Genomic DNA, 18,565 nt, shown 5'->3' with positions numbered 1-18,565 from the left:
AACGGGGGCCCGGACAGATGCCCGGGCCCCCGCCATCAGGGCAGGTGAAGCGGTCAGCCAGCGGTCTTGGAGAAACGCTCCAGCAGCTGGTTGCCTTCGTCCTCGATGGTCTGGAACGCGTCCGGCACGCTGACTTCGTTCGAGAAGATGCGGTTGAACTCGCGCTCCATCACGGTGCGGATCTGCGGGTAAAAGCCCATGCGATAGCCTTTGGACCATTCGCCGCCTTCCAGCATCAGCTGCTGGATGCCGACTTCGGCCACGGGCTTCTCGTCGTAATAGCCTTCGCTCTTGGCCAGCTCATAGGCGGCTTCGGTGATCGGCACATAGCCGGTGGCCTTGTGGTAGAACACCTGCGTTTCCGGCGAGGTCAGGAAGGAGAAGAACTTCGCGGTGCAGGTGTTTTCGGCCTCAGGCTTGCCGGACATGGCGAACAGCGCCGCGCCGCCGATGAAGCTCTGGGTGCCAGCGCCTTCGATGACGTCCCAGTAGGGCATGAAATCGGCCGAGAATTCGAAATTGGCCGTCTGCTGCAGGCCGCCGAACGACCCCGAGGAGCCGATCCACAGCGCGGATTCGCCCTGCTCGAACGGCTTCTGGTTGTCGGCCCAGCCTGCGCCGTAGAAGCCGAACAGACCGGCATCGGCCCATTCCTTCAGCTTCTCGAACATCATGACCTGATTTTCGTCGGTCACGAGGATCTGAGTGCCTTCGACGCTGTCATAGCCGTTGTTGTTGGTGGCGAACTGCTGGTTGTTCCGCGACTTGAAGTTTTCCACCATCATCCATGTCAGCTGCGACGCGGTGAGCGGCAGATACCCGGCTTCCTTCAGCGCGGGGGCCACGGCTTCGAATTCTTCCCAGGTCTTCGGCGGCTCGACCCCGGCCTTCTCGAAGGCCTCGACATTGTAATACATGATCGGCGCCGAGGAGTTGAACGGCATGCCGATGAACTTGCCGTCGCTGTCGGCGTAGAAATTGCGCACGCCCGCGATGAACGCTTCGCGGTCGAACTCTTCGCCTGCGGCGGTGATCAGGTCTTCGGCGGCGACGGTGGCGCCTTCGGCGGCGATGATGGTGGCCGCGCCGGCGTCAAACACCTGCAGGATGTTCGGCTGTTCGCCCGACCGGAAGGCGGCGATGCCCGAGGACAGCGCCTCTTCGTAGGTGCCGCGCGACACCGGGGTCAGCACGCATTCGGACTGCGCGTCGTTGAACATCTGCGAGATCTCGTTGATGACCTCGCCGTTGCGGCCGCCCATGCCGTGCCACCAGCTGATCTCGGTCTGCGCCATGACCGTGGTGCCCATCAGGGCGAAGGCAAGTGTCGTGGTTGCGGTCTTCATCATGTCGCTTGTCCCTTGGCGATACGTTTCGCGCGACGCATAGACCCGCTTCTTGACGGTTCCGTTTTGCTTTGATGACAGTTCGATGATGTCGCGCGGGCAGGGACGGGCCCGCAGCGGTCAGGTCCGGGGCGCCGGGGTCCAGCGCGCTTCCAGCGCCTCGAGGGCGGCGATGCGCTCCTCGGTCTTGGGATGCGACAGCAGCCATGCGGGCGTGCCGCCGCCCGCGCCGCCGGTCAGCGCGCCCAGCTTGCGGAACAGCGATTTCTGCGGCGCGGTGCCGATGCCCGCCTTGGCCAGCAGGGCGGCGGCATAGGCATCGGCCTCGTATTCGTCACCACGCGACAGCCGCGCCGCCAGAAGCGAGGTCACCAGCCCCGCCAGCATCGGGCCAATGCCGGGGATGAACCGGCCCAGCACCATGGCCAGCGCGGTGCGGATGGCATTCTGCCCGGAAAAGTCGATCATGCGCCGCCGCGAATGCCCCAGCGCCACATGGCCCAGCTCATGCGCGATGACCGAGGCGAGTTCCTCCGCCGTCACCTCGCCGGCCTTGTAACGGTTGAAAAAGCCGCGCGTGATGAAGATGCGGCCATCCGGCGCCGCAAGCCCGTTGACCGGGGCGATTTCATAGATGTTGACGCGGATGCGCGGCAGATCCAGCGCTTTCGCCATGCGGTCGGTCAGCGCCTTCAGCTTGGGATCGGCAAGCTCCGTCGACCGCGCGTCCAGCTCTCGCTTCGTCCGCCATGCGGAGAAGTGATAGGCCACCACGGCATAAAGGATCGCAAGCAGGATGGGGGCAAAACGCAGCATGGCTCAGATATGGGGGTTCTGCGCCAGCGAGGGAAGCGGCGATGTCGAAAAAAGCCGCGCAGCCCGCCTTGTGCGAGGGCGCGCTGCGCGGGGGCTGTCCCGGCATCGCGAACCGTGCTTAAACCCCCGCATGACCCGGCCCGAGATCGAAACCGCGCGGCTCCGGCTCAGAGGCTGGAGGCCAGAGGACCACGCGCCCTTTGCGGCGCTCTGTGCGGATCCGGATGTCATGCGCCATATCGGCAGCGGCGCCACCCGGACCCCGGAGGAGGCGGCGCGCGCCATCCGGTCGTTCGAACGGGGATGGTCCACGCGCGGCTACGGGCTGTTTGCGGTCGCAGACAAGCGGAGCGGCGGTCTGATCGGCTTTGCGGGCCTCTCATCGCCGCAGTTCCTGCCCGAAATCCTGCCTTCCGTCGAAATCGGCTGGAGGTTTGCCAAGGCAAGCTGGGGCAGGGGTTACGCCACCGAAGCCGCCTCCGCCGCGCTGGCCTTTGGGGTCACCGATCTGGGCCTCACCGACATCGTGAGCATCTGCCAGACCGGCAATGCCGCGTCAGAGCGCATCATGCAGAAGCTCGGGATGTGCCTTGACCGCAGAACCATCGATCCAAGCTGCGGGCGCGCGGTCACCGTCTACCGTCTGCCGCGACCGGAGATGCCGTAAGGCAAGCCGCCCCGGATGCAAAAAGGCCGGACCCTGCGGTCCGGCCTTTCCTGTCGTCACGCGCCTGTCGGCACCGGATCAGGCTTCGGGCTCCGGCTCCGCCTCGTCGCCCTGATCGGCGATCCATGCCACCGAGACCACGGTCTCTCCCTCGCGGGTGTTGAACACCCGGACCCCGCCCGCGCTGCGCGAGCGGAAGGAAATGCCCTCGACCGGCACCCGGATCGACTGGCCGGTGGAGGTGGCCAGCATGATCTGGTCGTCCATCTCCACCGGGAAAGAGGCCACGATCTCGCCGCCGCGCATGGATTTCTCCCACGCGGTGACGCCCATGCCGCCGCGTCCGCGCACCGGATAATCGTGGCTGGAGCTGAGTTTGCCCAAGCCCCGCGCGGTGATGGTCAGGATCAGGTTCTCTGCCGCCGACATTTCGGCATAACGTTCGGGCGGCAGCGGGCTGTTGGCATTGCCCTCGGTGCCCTCGTCCTCTTCGGGTGCCTCGACGGCGTCGACATCATCCGCCAGCCCCGCCATGGCGCGGCGCATCTTGAGATAGGAGGCGCGTTCATCCGCCTCCGCCTCGAAATGCCGGATCACCGACATGGACACGACCTCGTCGCCATTGGACAGCTTCACGCCGCGCACGCCGGTGGAATTGCGCGAGTTGAACACCCGCACCTCCGGCACCGGGAAGCGGATGGCGCGGCCCGAATTGGTGACCAGCATCACGTCATCGCTTTCCGAACAGATGCGGGCGTTGATCAGCCGCGTCTCGGCATCCTCGCCCTCGAACTTCATCGCGATCTTGCCGTTGCGCATGACATTGGTGAAATCCGACAGCCGGTTGCGGCGCACCGAGCCCTTGGAGGTGGCGAAGACGATCTGCAGATCGGCCCAGTCGGCCTCATCGCGGTCCACCGGCATGATCGCGGCGATGGACACGCCCGTGGGCATGGGCAGGATGTTGACGATGGCCTTGCCCTTGGAGGTGCGGCCCCCCTGCGGCAGGCGCCAGCATTTTAGCTTGTAGACCATGCCGTCGGTGGTGAAGAACAGCAGTTGCGTGTGGGTATTGGCCACGAACAGCTGGGTCACCACGTCGTCATCCTTGGTCGACATGCCCGACAGGCCCTTGCCGCCGCGCCGCTGCGCGCGGAATTCCGACAGCGGCGTGCGCTTGATCCAGCCGGACTGGGTGATGGTCACCACCATGTCCTCGCGCTCGATCAGATCCTCGTCTTCCATGTCGCCGGCCCAGTCGGCGATCTCGGTGCGGCGCGGCACGGCGAACTGGTCGCGCACGGCCTTGAGCTCGTTGGAGATGATCTCCATGATCCGCTCGCGCGAGCCAAGAATATCAAGGTATTCCTTGATCTTGCCCGCCAGATCCTCCAGCTCGTCGGTGACCTCCTTGACGCCAAGCTGGGTCAGGCGCTGCAGGCGCAGATCCAGAATGGCGCGGGCCTGAATTTCGGACAGGTTATAGGTGCCGTCCTCGTTGGCCTTGTGGGTCGGATCGTCGATCAGCGCGATATAGGGCAGGATGTCGCCTGCGGGCCAGCGCCGGGTCATCAGCTTCTCGCGCGCCTCGGAGGCATCGGCGGAGCCGCGGATGGTCGCCACCACCTCGTCGACATTGCTGACCGCCACGGCCAGACCGCAAAGCACATGCGACCGCTCGCGCGCCTTGCGCAGCAGATAGGCGGTGCGGCGGGCGATGACCTCCTCGCGGAAATCAAGGAAAGCGGTCAGGAAGGCGCGCAGCGTCAGCTGTTCCGGCTTGCCGCCGTTCAGCGCCAGCATGTTGCAGCCAAAGCTGACCTGCATGGGGGTAAAGCGGAACAGCTGGTTCAGCACCACATCGGGCGTCGCGTCGCGCTTCAGCTCCACCACCACCCGCACGCCGGACCGGTCGCTTTCGTCCTGCACATGGGCGATGCCTTCGATCTTCTTGTCGCGCACGCATTCCGCGATGCGCTCGATCATCGTGGCCTTGTTCACCTGATAGGGGATCTCGTCGATGACGATGGCGTAGCGGTCCTTGCGCAACTCCTCCACCCGCGTCTTGGCGCGGATGATGACGCTGCCGCGCCCCTCCAGATAGGCCTTGCGCGCCCCCGACCGGCCAAGGATCACGCCGCCCGTGGGAAAGTCCGGGGCGGGCACATACTCGATCAGCTGTTCGGAGCTGAGATCGGGATTCTCGATCAGCGCCAGCGTGGCATCGGCCACCTCGCCCAGATTGTGCGGCGGGATCCGCGTCGCCATGCCGACCGCGATGCCCTCGGCGCCATTGACCAGCACGTTGGGATAGCGCGCGGGCAGGACGGTGGGCTCCATCCGCTCGTTGGCGTAGTTGGCGACAAAATCGACCGTGTCCTTGTCGATATCCTCCAGCAGCGCCTCGGCGGTGCGCTCCAGCCGCGACTCGGTATATCGATAGGCGGCGGGCGGATCGCCATCCATGGAGCCGAAATTGCCCTGACCGTCGATCAGCGGCAGCGACATGGAAAAGTCCTGCGCCATCCGCACCAGCGCGTCATAGACCGCGCTGTCGCCATGGGGGTGATAGCGGCCCATGACGTCACCGACGGCGGTGGCGCATTTGCGGTAGGACTTGGATTTGGTCTGCCCGTTTTCCCACAGCGTATAAAGAATGCGCCGGTGCACGGGTTTCAGGCCGTCGCGCAGATCGGGGATCGCGCGGCTGACGATCACGCTCATCGCGTAATCGAGGTAGCTCGACTTCATCTCGTCGATGATCGAAATCACCGGCCCCGCATGCACGGCACGCTGGGGGCGGGGAATTTCGTCATCGGTTTCAGGAGTTTCCGGCGTATCGCTCAACTTGCCCGCCTGTCTGTTCTGGCTCTATATCTGGGTGTCCCTGCTTATATCAGAGGCAAGCTGTAGACCGCAATGGCAGCGCCAGAGGTTTTCTGGCAGCCACCGTGCCTGCTGGCCAACATACTGTTTTTATTGAAAACTAACAAATCCCGCTGCACCCTGTCAGAACGAGCGACCAAAAGGGGACACGCGATGGAGCATAGCGAAACCGATCTCATGCTGAAGGGCTACGGGCTGACCACGGCGGAATTCTTCTACCGCATGCCCGATTACACCCATGTGCTCAACACGTTCGTCTGGCAGGAGTATGATCTGGCGCCCGATCATCCGCGGCTTTTCCGCTTCATCGAGTTCTGGCAGGACAGCATCGAGGGCAAGCTGCATTCGGTGCGCTTCAGCCACCGCCGCCCGCTGGCCAGCGGCGACTGGCGTCAGGTGGTGGGCGAATTCCGCTACCACTGACCGCGCGTCCACGGACCTTCCGGTTTCCTTCGGCCTCAAATATCCCGGGGGACGCCCCGAAGGGGCGGGGGGCAGCGCCCCCTGCCACCATGGCGCCCGCAGGCGGGCTCAGGGAATGATGCGGGTGTATTTCACGCCTTCCAGCGTGGCGCCCACATGCAGCCCGGACTTGCCGAAGATCACCGCGATGATCGGCGCCAGCGAGGTGGTGGTCTCTGCCGCCAGCGTCTCGCCGCCCTCGGGGATCGCATATTCGATGTTCGCGCCCGCAGCCCAGCCCGGCGAGCGGCGGAAGTTCATCAGCGCGCTGTCGGTCATGAAGAACAGCACATGCGCATATTGCTGCGCGCCGATCTGCAGCCCGCCGCTGCCCTTGACCAGCGAATAGTAATCCACCGTCGCCCCGCCCACGCGCAGCGCGCCGCGCCCATAGGCGCCGCCAAAGCCCAGCCCGGCCTCGGTGACCAGCGGCATGACCAGCATGCCCGCCGCCTTCTGCCCCAGCGCCCGGGTGCCGGGATACTGGCTGTACATCTGGTTGACGGTGCTGTCGGCGCGCGCGTCGATGGTGGCGGCACCCGCGCCGCCCACGCCATTGCCGCAGGCCGCCAGCGCCGTGGCGGCGCCCATGCCAAAGATGAGGGCTCGTCTTGTCTGTGTCATGCTGCTCTGTCCTTCGCTGCGCGTGGCCCTCCGGGCCGTATCTTTGCTCTCCGGCCTTGCCGCCGGTTATGCGCGGACTATACGCCGGGCCTCCGGACCTGTCATCCGCGAAGCGCCGCCCTTGGCGCCAAACCGCTAGCCGTTGAGCAGCCGCGCGGCGGCGGGGGCGAAATAGCTCAGCACGCCATCGCAGCCCGCGCGTTTGAACGCCGTCAGACTTTCCAGCATCACCTTGTCACCGTCGAGCCAGCCGCGTTCCACCGCCCCCGCGATCATCGCGTATTCGCCCGACACCTGATAGGCGAAGGTGGGGGCGCCGAACATGTCCTTGGCGCGGCGGCAGATGTCCAGATAGGGCATGCCGGGCTTGACCATGATCATGTCGGCGCCTTCGGCGAGATCGCGTTCGATCAGCCGCATCGCCTCGTCGGAATTGCCGGGCTGCATCTGATAGGTGAACTTGTCGCCCTTGAGCGCGCCCGAGGCCCCGACCGCGTCGCGGAACGGCCCGTAAAAGGCCGAGGCATATTTGGCGGCATAGGACAGCAGCAGCACGTTGTGGAAGCCCTCGCGCTCCAGCTCCGACCGGATGGCGCCGATGCGCCCGTCCATCATGTCCGACGGCCCGATGATGTCGGCGCCCGCCCGGGCCTGACTCAGCGCCTGCTTCACCAGCGCCTCCACCGTCTCGTCATTGACGATCTCGCCCTCGCGCACGAAGCCGTCATGCCCGGTGGAGGAATAGGGATCGAGCGCCACATCGGTCATCACCGCCAGTTCGGGCACCGCGTCCTTGATGGCGCGGGTGGCGCGGTTCGACAGGTTGTCGGGGTTCCATGCCTCAGAACAGCATTCGCTGCGCTTGGCAGGCTCGGTATAGGGGAACAGGCACATGGCCGGGATCCCCAGCGCATAGGCCTCGCGCGCGGCCTCCACCACCTTGTCTACCGACAGCCGGTTGACCCCGGGCATCGACACCACCGGCTCCACCACGCCCTCGCCCTCGCGCACGAAGACCGGCCAGATGAAATCCTGCGGCGCCAGCACCGACTGCATCACCAGCGCGCGGATGGCGGGGGATCTCCGCAGGCGGCGCAGGCGTGTGGCGGGAAAGGCGGCAATCACGGGTTTCATCGGGGGCTCTCCCTTGTAAAGGCCCCTCTTGGGTGGCATGGAAAGACGGCTGTCACAAGAGGCCCAGATTGCCGCAGCAACAGGGTCCGCCGGGAAGGAAAACGAAAAGCATGGACTGGTATCGTATCGTTTTCGAGACCATCGACATGCGGTCCTTCTCGAATCTGTGGTTCTGGATCGCCCTTGCGGTGCTGTGGTCCACCACCAGCCACTGGGTGCTGGGCGTGCCTTTCGACATGGTGGCCCGCGCCCGGCGCGGTGGCGGACAGGCCGCGCAGGATCTGGAAGACATGACCCGGATCTGCGTCAACCGGCTGCTCTTCATCACCGAAGAGGCGGGGCTGTGGATCACCGGGCTTGGGGCTGCGATGCTGACCGTGCTTGCGGTGCTGGGCTTTGTCTATGACATGGAATTTGCGCAGGCGCTGTTCCTGCTGGCCCTGCCGATGAGCGGGGTCGGCGTGCTGAGCATCGCCACCGCCGCCCGCATCCGCCGCGACGGGCTGTCGGGGCCGCAGCTGTGGCGCAGGCTGACGCTGCACCGCTTCTTCACCCAGCTCATCGGCATGATGTCGATCTTTGTCACGGCACTCTGGGGGATGTTTCAGAACATGTCGGCGGGCGTTCTGGGATGACGCTGCCGTTCTAGGTTGACGCCGCTCGGGCGCCGGGCCACATCAGCGGCCATGGTTCAGTCCCGTATCCTGATGGGCGGCGCGCCCGAGGGCTTCGATGCGAAGCTCATCCTCTCGGAGGTCGCAAAGGCCGCCGGTCCCGTCCTTCATGTCGCCCGCGATGACAAGCGGCTGGCGGCGCTGCGCGAGGCGCTGGCCTTTTACGCGCCCGCCATGCCGGTGGTCACCTTCCCCGGCTGGGACTGTCTGCCCTATGACCGGGTGTCCCCCAACCCCGAAATCTGCGCCACGCGGATGGCGACGCTCGCCGGGCTGGTGCATGGCATGCCGGAGCGGTTCATCCTGCTGACCACGCTGTCGGCGGTGACCCAGCGGCTGCCCGCCCGCGCCGTGCTGCGCGAGGCGGCGTTCAGCGCCCGCGTCGGGTCGCGCATCGACGAAAAGGCGCTGCGCAATTTCCTTGTGCGCATGGGCTTCGTGATGGCGCCCACCGTGACCGAACCCGGCGATTACGCGATCCGGGGCGGCATCATCGACATCTATCCGCCGGGTCCGGGCGGGCCGGTGCGGCTCGATCTGTTCGGCGACGTGCTGGACGGGGCGCGGCGGTTCGATGCGGCCAGCCAGCGCACCACCGAAAAGCTTGATCTGGTGGAACTGGCCCCGGTGTCTGAGGTCATTCTGGACGAGCCCGCCATCACCCGGTTCCGGCAGAATTACCGCATCGAATTCGGCGCGGGCGGCACCGACGACCCGCTTTACGAGGCGGTAAGCGCGGGCCGCAAGGCGCAGGGGATGGAGCACTGGCTGCCCTTCTTCCACGAGCGGCTGGAAACCCTGTTCGATTACCTGCCCGACGCGCCGGTGCTGCTGGATGACCAGCTTACCCCCTCGCGCATCGCCCGCTGGGACAGCATCGAGGACCAGTATCAGACCCGCCGCCACGCCATGGCGCAGAAGGGGCGGATGGACACGGTCTACAAACCCGTGCCGCCGGGGCTGCTTTATCTCGACGATGCCGCGTGGGAGGCTGCCGTGGCCGACCGCCGCGTGGTGCAGTTCCACCCGCTGCCGCAGGCGCCGGGGCCGCAGGTCGCGGATGCGGGCGGGCGCATCGGGCGCAGCTTCGCCCCCGAACGCCAGCAGGAAAGCCTCAGCCTTTTCGGGGCGCTCGCCACCCATGTGAAGGCCAAGATGCAGGCGGGCCCGGTGCTGATCGCCTCATGGTCCGAAGGCGCGCGCGAACGTCTGACCGGGCTCATCGAGGATGAGGGTCTGGCCGAGGCGATCCCGGTCGCCGACGCCACCCGCATCGGCAAGCGCGGGCTGCATCTGGCGGTCTGGGGGCTGGAGCAGGGCTTCGAGGCGCCATGGGGCGATCCGAAGGACAAGCTGCGGATCACCGTGATCTCGGAACAGGACGTGCTGGGCGACCGGCTGATCCGCGCGCCGAAAAAGCGCCGCAAGGCCGAGAATTTCCTGACCGAGGCGCAGGCGCTGACCCCGGGCGATCTGGTGGTGCATGTGGATCACGGCATCGGGCGCTATCAGGGGATGGAGGTCATCACCGCCGCAGGGGCCGCCCATGAATGCCTGCTGCTGGAATATGCCGAACAGGCGCGGCTCTATCTGCCGGTGGAAAACATCGAACTGCTGTCGCGCTACGGCCATGAGGACGGGCTGCTCGACAAGCTGGGCGGCGGGGCATGGCAGGCCAAGAAGGCGCGGCTCAAGGAACGCATCCGCGAGATGGCGGACAAGCTGATCCGGGTTGCCGCCGAACGCGCGCTGCGCCGCGCGCCGGTGATCGATCCGCCGCCGGGGGCATGGGAAAGCTTCTGCGCGCGCTTTCCCTATACCGAAACCGACGACCAGCTGCGCGCCATCGAGGACGTGCTGGCCGACATGACCAGCGGCAATCCCATGGACCGGCTGATCTGCGGCGATGTGGGCTTCGGCAAGACCGAGGTGGCGATGCGCGCCGCCTTTGTCGCCGCCATGTCCGGCGTGCAGGTGGCGGTGATCGCGCCCACCACGCTGCTGGCGCGGCAGCATTACAAAAGCTTCGCCGAACGGTTCCGGGGCTTTCCGCTCAACGTGGCGCCGCTGTCGCGTTTCGTGTCGGCGGGCGACGCGGCCAAGACCCGCGACGGCATCACCAAGGGCACGGTGGACATCGCCGTGGGCACCCATGCGCTGCTGGCCAAGGGCATCCGGTTCAAGGATCTGGGCCTGCTCATCATCGACGAGGAGCAGCATTTCGGCGTGGGCCACAAGGAACGGCTGAAAGAGCTGCGCACCGACATCCATGTGCTGACCCTGACCGCCACGCCGATCCCGCGCACGCTGCAGCTGTCGCTGTCGGGGGTGCGCGATCTGTCGATCATCGGAACGCCGCCGGTCGACCGGCTGTCGATCCGCACCTATGTGTCGGAATTCGACGGCATCACCATCCGCGAGGCGCTGCTGCGCGAACATTACCGCGGCGGGCAGAGCTTCTTTGTCGTGCCGCGCCTGACCGATCTGCCCGAGATCGAGGCCTTCCTCAAGGAACAGGTGCCCGAAGTCTCTTATGTGGTGGCGCATGGCCAGATGGCGGCGGGGGAACTCGACGACCGGATGAACGCCTTTTACGACGGGCGCTATGACGTGCTGCTGGCCACCACCATCGTGGAATCCGGGCTCGACATTCCCACCGCCAACACGATGATCGTGCACCGCGCCGACATGTTCGGTCTGGCGCAGCTTTACCAGATTCGGGGCAGGGTGGGCCGGTCCAAGACCCGCGCCTATGCCTATCTGACCACCAAGCCGCGCGCCAAGCTGACCGATACGGCGGAAAAGCGGCTGCGGGTGCTGGGCTCGCTCGACACGCTGGGGGCGGGGTTCACGCTTGCCTCGCAGGATCTGGACATCCGCGGCGCGGGCAATCTCTTGGGCGAGGAACAGTCCGGGCAGATGCGCGACGTGGGCTACGAGCTTTACCAGCAGATGCTGGAGGAGGCGATCGCCAAGATCCGCTCCGGCGAGGGCGAAGGCCTGCTGGAGGAAAGCGGCCAGTGGGCGCCGCAGATCAATCTGGGCGTGCCGGTGCTGATCCCCGAGGACTATGTGCCCGATCTCGACGTGCGGCTGGGGCTTTACCGGCGGCTGTCGGAACTCTCCACCAAGGTGGAGCTGGAGGGCTTTGCCGCCGAGCTGATCGACCGCTTCGGCAAGCTGCCGCGCGAGGTCAACACGCTGCTGCTGGTCGTGCGCATCAAGGACATGTGCAAGAAGGCGGGGATCGCGCGGCTGGATGGCGGGCCGAAAGGCGCCACGATCCAGTTCCACAACGACCGCTTCGTCCGGCCCGAGGCGCTGGTGACCTTCCTGCAGGACCAGAAGGGCGACGCCAAGATCAAGGACAACAAGGTGGTCATCCGCCGCGACTGGGCCAGCGAAGGCGACAAGATCAAGGGCGCCTATGCCATCGCCCGCGATCTGGCCGAAAAGGCTGGCGCGATCCGGCTGCGCAAGGCCTGAGACCGGACGGGGCGCTGGTTCTGGAAAAAGGGAGGGAGCGCTGCCCCCTCTTGGCGCTGGCGCGCCAATTCACCCCCGGGATATTTTTGCCAAGAAGAAGCGGCAGACGCGCGGTCCCTCCTTCTTCTTGGGTCAAATATCCCCGCCGGAGGCAGGCCGGAACGGGCCGAAAGCGCAAGGCCCGGCAAGCCGGGGGACGGCCGGGTCTGGCCTGCTTCGGGCCTCAGGCGGCGGCGAGCCGGTCGAGCAGGGCGGTGAGCGCGGGATCGGTGAAATCGGCGATGGTGGTCGCGGCGCCGTGGCGGCGCAGGGCGTCCTCGGTCAGGCCGGCGGAGCGCACCGCGACCACATGGGCGCCCGAGGCGGCGGCGGCGCGCAGGCCGGAGGCGCTGTCCTCGAAGGCGATGCAGCTTGCGGGGGCTGCGCCAAAGGCGCGCATCGCGGCAAGATAGGGTTCGGGATCGGGCTTGGCGCGGCTGCATTCCTCGCCGATCACCAGCAGCTCCATATGGGCGCCAAGGCCGATGGCGGCCAGCATCGCCTCGGCATTGATCCGGGGCGCGTTGGTGACGGCGGCGCAGCGCCAGCCGCGCGCGCGGGCGAGATCGAGCAGGGCCTCTGCGCCGGGCATGGGTGCGTGGCCCGCGCCGAGCATGTCGCGGAACTGCGCCTCTTTCTGCAGCGACAGGGCGGTGGCGTCCTCGTCGGGGAAGAGTTCGGGGAAGCTGTCCTCGTTGTGCCGGCCATGGATCCGGTCGAGATAGAGCGCTTCTGTCAGCACCCGGCCCCGTTCGGCGAACATCGTCTCGAACACCCGGTAATGCAGCGGATCGGAATCGATGAGCGTGCCGTCGAGGTCGAAGAGGAGTGCTGCGATCATGCCCTGTCCTTTGCTGCGCGAGGCGGCCCCGCCTCCTTGGCGCAAGCCATGCCCTGTCCGGTGCGGGGATGCAACCGGGCAGCGGGGCGCGGGCCCCTGCGGATCCGGGGCATTTTGCCGGAGAGCCGCCGCAGAGGCGGCGGGCTCTCTTGCACCCTCCCGCCGCCCCGCGTATCCTGTCCCCAACCAGACATCCGGAAAGGCGCAAACAATGGCGCCAAGGCGTCCCAAGGGTGCGGCCGCTTTCCCCCTCCCGGTCGAGAGCCCCGCGCCGCTACCGCCCGATCCAACCGCGCTTTATGCGGCGCTGGATCTGGGCACCAACAGTTGCCGCATGCTGATTGCCCAGCCGAAGGGCAGTCAGTTCCATGTGGTTGATTCGTTTTCGAAATCCGTCCAGCTGGGCCAAGGGCTCGAGCGGACGGGGCGGCTGTCGCGTGCCTCCATGGCGCGGACGGTCGCGGCGCTGCGCGTCTGCCAGAGCAAGATCGCGCGTCACGAGGTGACCAAGATGCGGCTGGTGGCGACCGAAGCCTGCCGCCGCGCCAAGAACGCCCGCGATTTCATCCGGCAGGTCAAGCAGGAGACCGGGCTGGAGCTGGAGATCATCCAGCCCGAGGAAGAGGCGCGGCTGGCGGTGATTTCCTGCGCGCCGCTGGTTTCGACGCGCACCGAGCAGCTTCTGGTGGTGGATATCGGCGGCGGCTCCACGGAACTGGTGTGGATCGACCTGTCCTCGGTGCCGCATCGCGACCGGCCCCGCGCCATCATGCGGCTGCATGCGGGCTTCCATCCGCCCGAAAGCCCGTTTCCCGCCGCCAAGGTGGTGGACTGGATTTCGGTGCCGCTGGGGGTGGCGACGCTGCGCGACCAGTTTTCCGACGTGGCCGATGACGCGGCGCGCTATGCGCTGATGAGCTGGTTCTTCGAGGAGAACCTGTCGGAATTCGCCCCCTACAAGGATGCGCAGAGCCGCGAGGGATTCCAGATCGTCGGCACCTCGGGCACGGTGACCACGGTGGCGGCCTCGCATCTGGGGCTGCGGCGGTATGACCGCACCAAGGTCGACGGGCTGCGCATGTCCTCTGACCAGATCGAGACGGTGATCCGCCGCTATCTGGAGATGGGACCGGCGGGGCGCAGGCGCGATCCGCGCATCGGACAGGACCGGCAGGCGCTGATCATGTCGGGGGCGGCGATCCTGCAGGCGCTGCTGCGGCTCTGGCCCACCGACCGGCTGTCGGTGGCCGATCGCGGCCTGCGCGAGGGGCTGCTTTACGCGCAGATGTCGGCGGATGGCGTGCTGGAGGACGGACCGCTGTAAGGGCGGCGGGGGAAGGGGGCGCTGCCCCCTCCTGGCGCGTGCCGCGCCAGCCCCCGGGATATTTTGGCCAAGAAGAAGATCGGGAACGGGCGCATGGCGAAGACACCGGATGGCAAGAACACCTCGGGGCGCGGGCAGCGTGACCTGAAGGTGAAGGTCAAGACGGCGCGGGGGCGGACCACCTCCTCGACGCGCTGGCTGCAGCGGCAGCTCAATGACCCTTATGTGAAGCGGGCGAAGGTCGACGGCTATCGTGGGCGCGCGGCTTACAAGATTCTGGAACTGGACGACCGGTTCCATTTTCTGGTGCCGGGGGCGCGGGTGGTGGATCTGGGCTGCGCGCCGGGGGGCTGGTGTCAGGTGGCGGTGCCGCGCGTCAACGCGCTTGGCGACCGGGCGGGCAAGCCCGTGGGCCGGGTGCTGGGCATCGACATTCAGGAAGTGACGCCGGTGGCGGGGGCGGAGATTCACCAGCTCGATTTCCTGAGCGACGGCGCCGATGCGCTGGTCAAGGACTGGCTGGGCGGGCCTGCCGATGTGGTGATGTCGGACATGGCGGCGGCCTCGTCGGGGCACAAGCAGACCGACCACCTGCGCATCATCGCGCTGTGCGAGGCGGCGGCGGATCTGGCCTTTGACGTGCTGGAAGAGGGTGGCACCTTTGTTGCCAAGGTGCTGGCGGGCGGCGCCGAACAGGGGCTGCAGCTGCTGCTCAAGCAGCGTTTCGACAAGGTGGTGAACGTGAAGCCCGGGGCGAGCCGGGCCGATTCCTCGGAGAAATTCGTGGTGGCGACCGGCTTTCGCGGCTGAGCGCCGCGCGGGCCGGGACAGGACATAAGGGAGACGAGGGCATGGGATCCATTCTGTGTTACGGCGACAGCAACACGCATGGCACGCTGCCGATGGCAGCGCCGGGCCTGCTGGAACGGCATCCGCGCGGCGCACGCTGGCCGGAGGTGATGGCGCGGCATCTGGGGCCGGAGGCGGAGGTGATCGCCGAGGGCCTGCCCGGGCGCACCACCGTGCACGAGGATGTGGTGGAGGGTGGAGAACGCAATGGCCTCAAGGTTTTGCCCGCCATTCTTCAGTCGCACCGTCCGGTGTCGCTGCTGGTGCTGATGCTGGGCACCAATGATCTGAAGCCGCGGTTTTCGGTGACCGCGCTGGAGATCGCCCGGTCGGTGGAACGGCTGGTGCTGCTGGCCCGGACCGAGGGCGTGGTCGAACGGGTGCTGGTGGTGTCGCCGGTGCCGGTGCGCGAATGCGGCACGCTCTCGGGCGTCTTCGCCGGGGCCGAGGCGCGGCAGCGCGGGCTGGAGGCGCATCTTCGCGCCATGGCCGAGCGGCAGGGCTGCGGCTTTCTGGAGGCCGGGGCGCATGTGACCGTGTCGCCGCGCGATGGCGTGCACTGGGACGAGGCGGCGCATCAGAGCTTTGGCGCGGTGATGGCGGAGGCGGTCGCGGCAGAGCTTGGCCGGTCGGCATGATCCGCGCCCGGCGCCTGCTGCTGCTGGGTCTGCCGCTGCTGCTGCTGGCCTGCGGCGCGCGCGCGCCGTTGCCGCCGGTGGCGGCGGGCCCGCTGCGCGAGGCCTCGGCGCCGGTCGGCTCGCAGGTTGATGTCACCGAGGCGCGGCTCGCGGGCGACTGGCAGGTGATCGAGGGCGCGGGGCTGGCCCCCGGCACCCGGCTGAGCTTTGCCCCGGGCAGGCTGACGCTGGCGGGCAGGACGCTGCCGCTCAAGATGACGGCGCCGGGGCGGTTCGATCTGGCGGGGCAGCAGATCTGGGTGCACTGGCTGGATGCCGACAACCGCACCGCCGCCATGGGCGATCCGCAGGGCGGGCGGGTCTGGATCATGGACCGCAGCGGCCAGCCGGGCGAACGGCTGGGGGCCGCGCGCGAGATCCTCGACTGGTATGGCTATGATCTGGCCCGGATGACCCGGGGCTGAGCAGAAGGACCACAGGGCGCACAGCGCTGCGGCAATTCTGCCGCAGGCCGCAGGCTCCTGTGCAAATCCGCTCGCAGGGCGGGGCGCTTTTGCGCGACCCTGCGGCGGAGGGGGCAGCATGGCGCAGCAGATCACACGGTTTCTTGACCCGCGGTCCATCGCGGTGATCGGCGGCGGGGCGGACAGCCTTGCCGTGATCGCGGCGCTGCGCGCCATGGGCTATGTCTGGGACATCTGGCCGGTGGTTCCGGGCGTGGCCAAGGTTGCGGGCATCCGGGCGCGGGCGCGCCTGTCGGATCTGCCGCGCCCGCCCGATGCGGCCTTTGTCGGCGGCACAGGCGAGGATGCCGCGCAGGCGCTGGCGGATCTGGCCCGGCTGGGCGCGGGCGGCGCGGTCTGCCCGGCGGCGCAGGATCCGGCGGTGGCGCAGGCGGCGGGCGGCATGCCGGTCTTTGCCGGGGCGGTGGCGCTGCCCGCCGCGCGGGTGCTGCTGTCGCCGCAGCCGACGGGGCTGCTGCCGGTGCCGCGCGGGGTGGCGGTGCTGGGGCAGCTTGATCAGGACTGGCGCGGCCTGCCGGTGGCGGCGGTGCTGCCGCGGGGTCAGGGCGCGGGCACCGGCTGGCTGCCGCTGGGTCTGCAGCTGCTGGCGCGCGACCGGGTGTCGGCGCTGGGGCTGCGGCTGGACCGGCTGGGTGATGCGCAGGATCTGCTGCAGCTGGGGGCCGAGGCGCAGCGGCTTGGCAAGCCGCTGCTGGTCTGCCTGCCCGAGGCCTCTCTGGGCCAGCGGGCGCTGGTGACGCGGGCCGGGGCCGCGCTGGTCGAGGATGAGGCCACGCTGGTGGAGGCGCTGCGGCTCGTGCATCTGATCGGCCCCTTGCCCGCCAACGCGCTGGCGGGGCTGGGCTGCAGCGGCGCGGCGCGCGATCTTCTGGCGGCGGAGGCGCAGGCGCGCGATCTGAGCTTCGCCGCGCTGAGCCCGGCGCAGCTGGCGCGCATGGCCGAGGATCTGCGCGGGCGCACCCCCCCGGCCAACCCGCTGGAGGCGGGCGCGCTGCTGCATGCGGAAGACGGGCTGCTGGCGCGGCTCATGGCCGAGATGATGGCAGGGGCGGCGGTGCTGACGCTGGCGGCGCTGGACGGCGCCGCTCCCGGAGACTGGGCGCGGCTTGCGGCGGCGGGGGCTGCGGCGCGGGACCGGCTGGGCATGCCTGTGGCGCTGCTGTCGGTGGATGCCGCGCAGATGGATGCCGCCCGCGCCCGCGCGCTGGCCGAGGCCGGGCTGATCCCGCTGGCGGGGCTGGGGCCGGGGCTGGGCGCGCTGCGCGCCGCCATCGATCTGGGGCGCGCGCCGCGCCGGGTGACGCCGCTGCTGCGTCCCGTCCTGCCGCCCGAGGGCGCCGGGGTGGAGGAGATCTCGGGATCGGTGGCGCGGGCGGCGCTGGGGCTGGCGCTGGCGGGGCCCTCCGATCCGCCGCTGCTGCGGCTGATGCTGGTGGCGGAGCAGGCCACCGGCTACGTGCTGCGGCTGGGACGCGCGGGGCCGGTGGCGCTGCTGCCACAAAGCGTGCGGGAGATCGCGCAGATGGCCGAGCGCGCCCGCCGCGATCCCGTCGAGGCAAAGGCGGTTGCAGAGGCGGTGCGGGCGGTGCAGGACTATGTCACGGCGGAAGCGGGGCTGGTGGCCGGGATCGAAGCCGATCTCTGCCTTGGGCGCCACGGGGCTGCGGCGCTGGCGGATCTGCGGATCCGGCGCTGGCAGGGCGATGCCGAGGCATGGAGGAGGATGTAGGATATGGGGCTGGACAAGAGCTTTCTGGCGGGGCTGTTCGACGCGGCGGTGGCTGCTGCCGATCCGGTGCAGGCGCTGCGGGCGCATCTGCCTGAGCGGCCGGAGGGGCGCACCGTGGTGATCGGCCTTGGCAAGGGGGCGGCCCAGCTGGCGCAGGCGTTTGAACAGCTCTGGGACGGCCCGCTCGAGGGCGTCGTGGTCACGCGCTACGGCTATGGCGCGCCCTGTGCCACGCTGCGGGTGATGGAGGCCGCGCATCCGGTGCCCGATGCGGCGGGCATGGCGGCGTCAGAGGCGCTGTTTGACGCGGTGCGGGGCCTGACCGAGCATGATCTGGTGGTGGCGCTGGTCTGCGGCGGCGGCTCGGCGCTGCTGCCCGCCCCGCCCGACGGGCTGACGCTGGCAGAGGAACAGGCGCTGAACCGGGCGCTGCTGGCCTCCGGCGCGCCGATCGGGGTGATGAACGCCATCCGCAAACATGCGAGCCGCATCAAGGGCGGCAGGCTGGCCGCCGCCTGCGCGCCCG

At 68.2% G+C, this 18,565-nt stretch carries 16 protein-coding genes; 10 read left to right on the top strand and 6 right to left on the bottom strand.

What is annotated here, in order from left to right; all coding sequences use genetic code 11:
• Positions 1–53: 53 nt before the first annotated feature.
• Positions 54–1,349, bottom strand: coding sequence for an extracellular solute-binding protein (locus VK682_RS09550; protein WP_230794391.1), 1,296 nt, complete (start codon positions 1,347–1,349; stop codon positions 54–56).
• A 117-nt stretch (positions 1,350–1,466) separates the two neighbouring features.
• Entirely contained in the window at positions 1,467–2,162 is a 696-nt protein-coding gene (locus VK682_RS09545; protein WP_089847390.1) for a M48 family metalloprotease, read from the bottom strand.
• A gap of 130 nt (positions 2,163–2,292) precedes the next feature.
• On the opposite strand from VK682_RS09545, the gene VK682_RS09540 reads away from it, so the two are divergent.
• Positions 2,293–2,829 carry a GNAT family N-acetyltransferase gene (locus VK682_RS09540; RefSeq protein WP_230794392.1) on the top strand — a complete coding sequence of 179 codons (537 nt, stop codon included), beginning with the start codon at positions 2,293–2,295 and terminating at the stop codon, positions 2,827–2,829.
• 78 nt (positions 2,830–2,907) lie between these two features.
• On the opposite strand, the gene gyrA is transcribed toward VK682_RS09540, so the two are convergent.
• Positions 2,908–5,676 carry a DNA gyrase subunit A gene (gyrA, locus tag VK682_RS09535; protein WP_089847394.1) on the bottom strand — a complete coding sequence of 923 codons (2,769 nt, stop codon included), beginning with the start codon at positions 5,674–5,676 and terminating at the stop codon, positions 2,908–2,910.
• Positions 5,677–5,868: 192 nt separating this feature from the next.
• Here gyrA and VK682_RS09530 point away from each other — a divergent pair, with 192 nt between their 5' ends.
• Positions 5,869–6,138 carry an usg protein gene (locus VK682_RS09530; protein ID WP_089847396.1) on the top strand — a complete coding sequence of 90 codons (270 nt, stop codon included), beginning with the start codon at positions 5,869–5,871 and terminating at the stop codon, positions 6,136–6,138.
• A 108-nt stretch (positions 6,139–6,246) separates the two neighbouring features.
• Here the strand turns inward: VK682_RS09530 and VK682_RS09525 are convergent, their stop codons facing one another.
• A complete protein-coding gene (locus VK682_RS09525) occupies positions 6,247–6,801 on the bottom strand; it encodes a lipid-binding SYLF domain-containing protein (RefSeq protein ID WP_089847398.1) in 555 nt (184 codons plus the stop codon).
• A gap of 135 nt (positions 6,802–6,936) precedes the next feature.
• Positions 6,937–7,935 (bottom strand): porphobilinogen synthase, encoded by a 999-nt coding sequence (gene hemB, locus VK682_RS09520; RefSeq protein WP_089847400.1) that lies wholly within the window; start codon positions 7,933–7,935, stop codon positions 6,937–6,939.
• Between the two features lie 110 nt (positions 7,936–8,045).
• Here hemB and VK682_RS09515 point away from each other — a divergent pair, with 110 nt between their 5' ends.
• Both VK682_RS09515 and mfd read left to right on the top strand, forming a co-directional pair.
• Entirely contained in the window at positions 8,046–8,570 is a 525-nt protein-coding gene (locus VK682_RS09515; RefSeq protein WP_089847402.1) for a component of SufBCD complex, read from the top strand.
• A 51-nt stretch (positions 8,571–8,621) separates the two neighbouring features.
• Positions 8,622–12,095, top strand: a complete 3,474-nt coding sequence (gene mfd / locus VK682_RS09510; protein ID WP_230794393.1) for a transcription-repair coupling factor — start codon at positions 8,622–8,624, stop codon at positions 12,093–12,095.
• A gap of 223 nt (positions 12,096–12,318) precedes the next feature.
• Here the strand turns inward: mfd and VK682_RS09505 are convergent, their stop codons facing one another.
• Entirely contained in the window at positions 12,319–12,975 is a 657-nt protein-coding gene (locus tag VK682_RS09505; protein WP_230794394.1) for an HAD family hydrolase, read from the bottom strand.
• A 211-nt stretch (positions 12,976–13,186) separates the two neighbouring features.
• On the opposite strand from VK682_RS09505, the gene VK682_RS09500 reads away from it, so the two are divergent.
• The 6 genes from VK682_RS09500 to VK682_RS09475 form a co-directional block, all read left to right on the top strand.
• On the top strand, positions 13,187–14,299 hold the full coding sequence (locus VK682_RS09500) for a Ppx/GppA phosphatase family protein (protein WP_089847408.1): 1,113 nt from the start codon (positions 13,187–13,189) through the stop codon (positions 14,297–14,299).
• Positions 14,300–14,392: 93 nt separating this feature from the next.
• Entirely contained in the window at positions 14,393–15,109 is a 717-nt protein-coding gene (locus VK682_RS09495; RefSeq protein WP_089847409.1) for an RlmE family RNA methyltransferase, read from the top strand.
• A 41-nt stretch (positions 15,110–15,150) separates the two neighbouring features.
• A complete protein-coding gene (locus VK682_RS09490; RefSeq protein WP_230794395.1) occupies positions 15,151–15,786 on the top strand; it encodes an SGNH/GDSL hydrolase family protein in 636 nt (211 codons plus the stop codon).
• A complete protein-coding gene (locus VK682_RS09485) occupies positions 15,783–16,250 on the top strand; it encodes a lipocalin/fatty acid-binding family protein (protein WP_230794396.1) in 468 nt (155 codons plus the stop codon). Before VK682_RS09490 ends, VK682_RS09485 begins: the two co-directional genes overlap by 4 nt.
• Before the next feature lie 118 nt (positions 16,251–16,368).
• Positions 16,369–18,039, top strand: coding sequence for a CoA-binding protein (locus VK682_RS09480; RefSeq protein WP_269061870.1), 1,671 nt, complete (start codon positions 16,369–16,371; stop codon positions 18,037–18,039).
• 3 nt (positions 18,040–18,042) lie between these two features.
• Positions 18,043–18,565 (top strand): DUF4147 domain-containing protein (locus VK682_RS09475; protein WP_324781727.1); only part of this gene is annotated, 523 nt, incomplete at its 3' end.

Origin of the sequence: Salipiger marinus, assembly GCF_035481585.1 — a bacterium.
GTDB lineage: Bacteria > Pseudomonadota > Alphaproteobacteria > Rhodobacterales > Rhodobacteraceae > Salipiger > Salipiger marinus.
The sequence above is the reverse complement of the archived record's forward strand: the minus strand, read 5'-3'. Positions and strand labels throughout refer to the sequence as shown.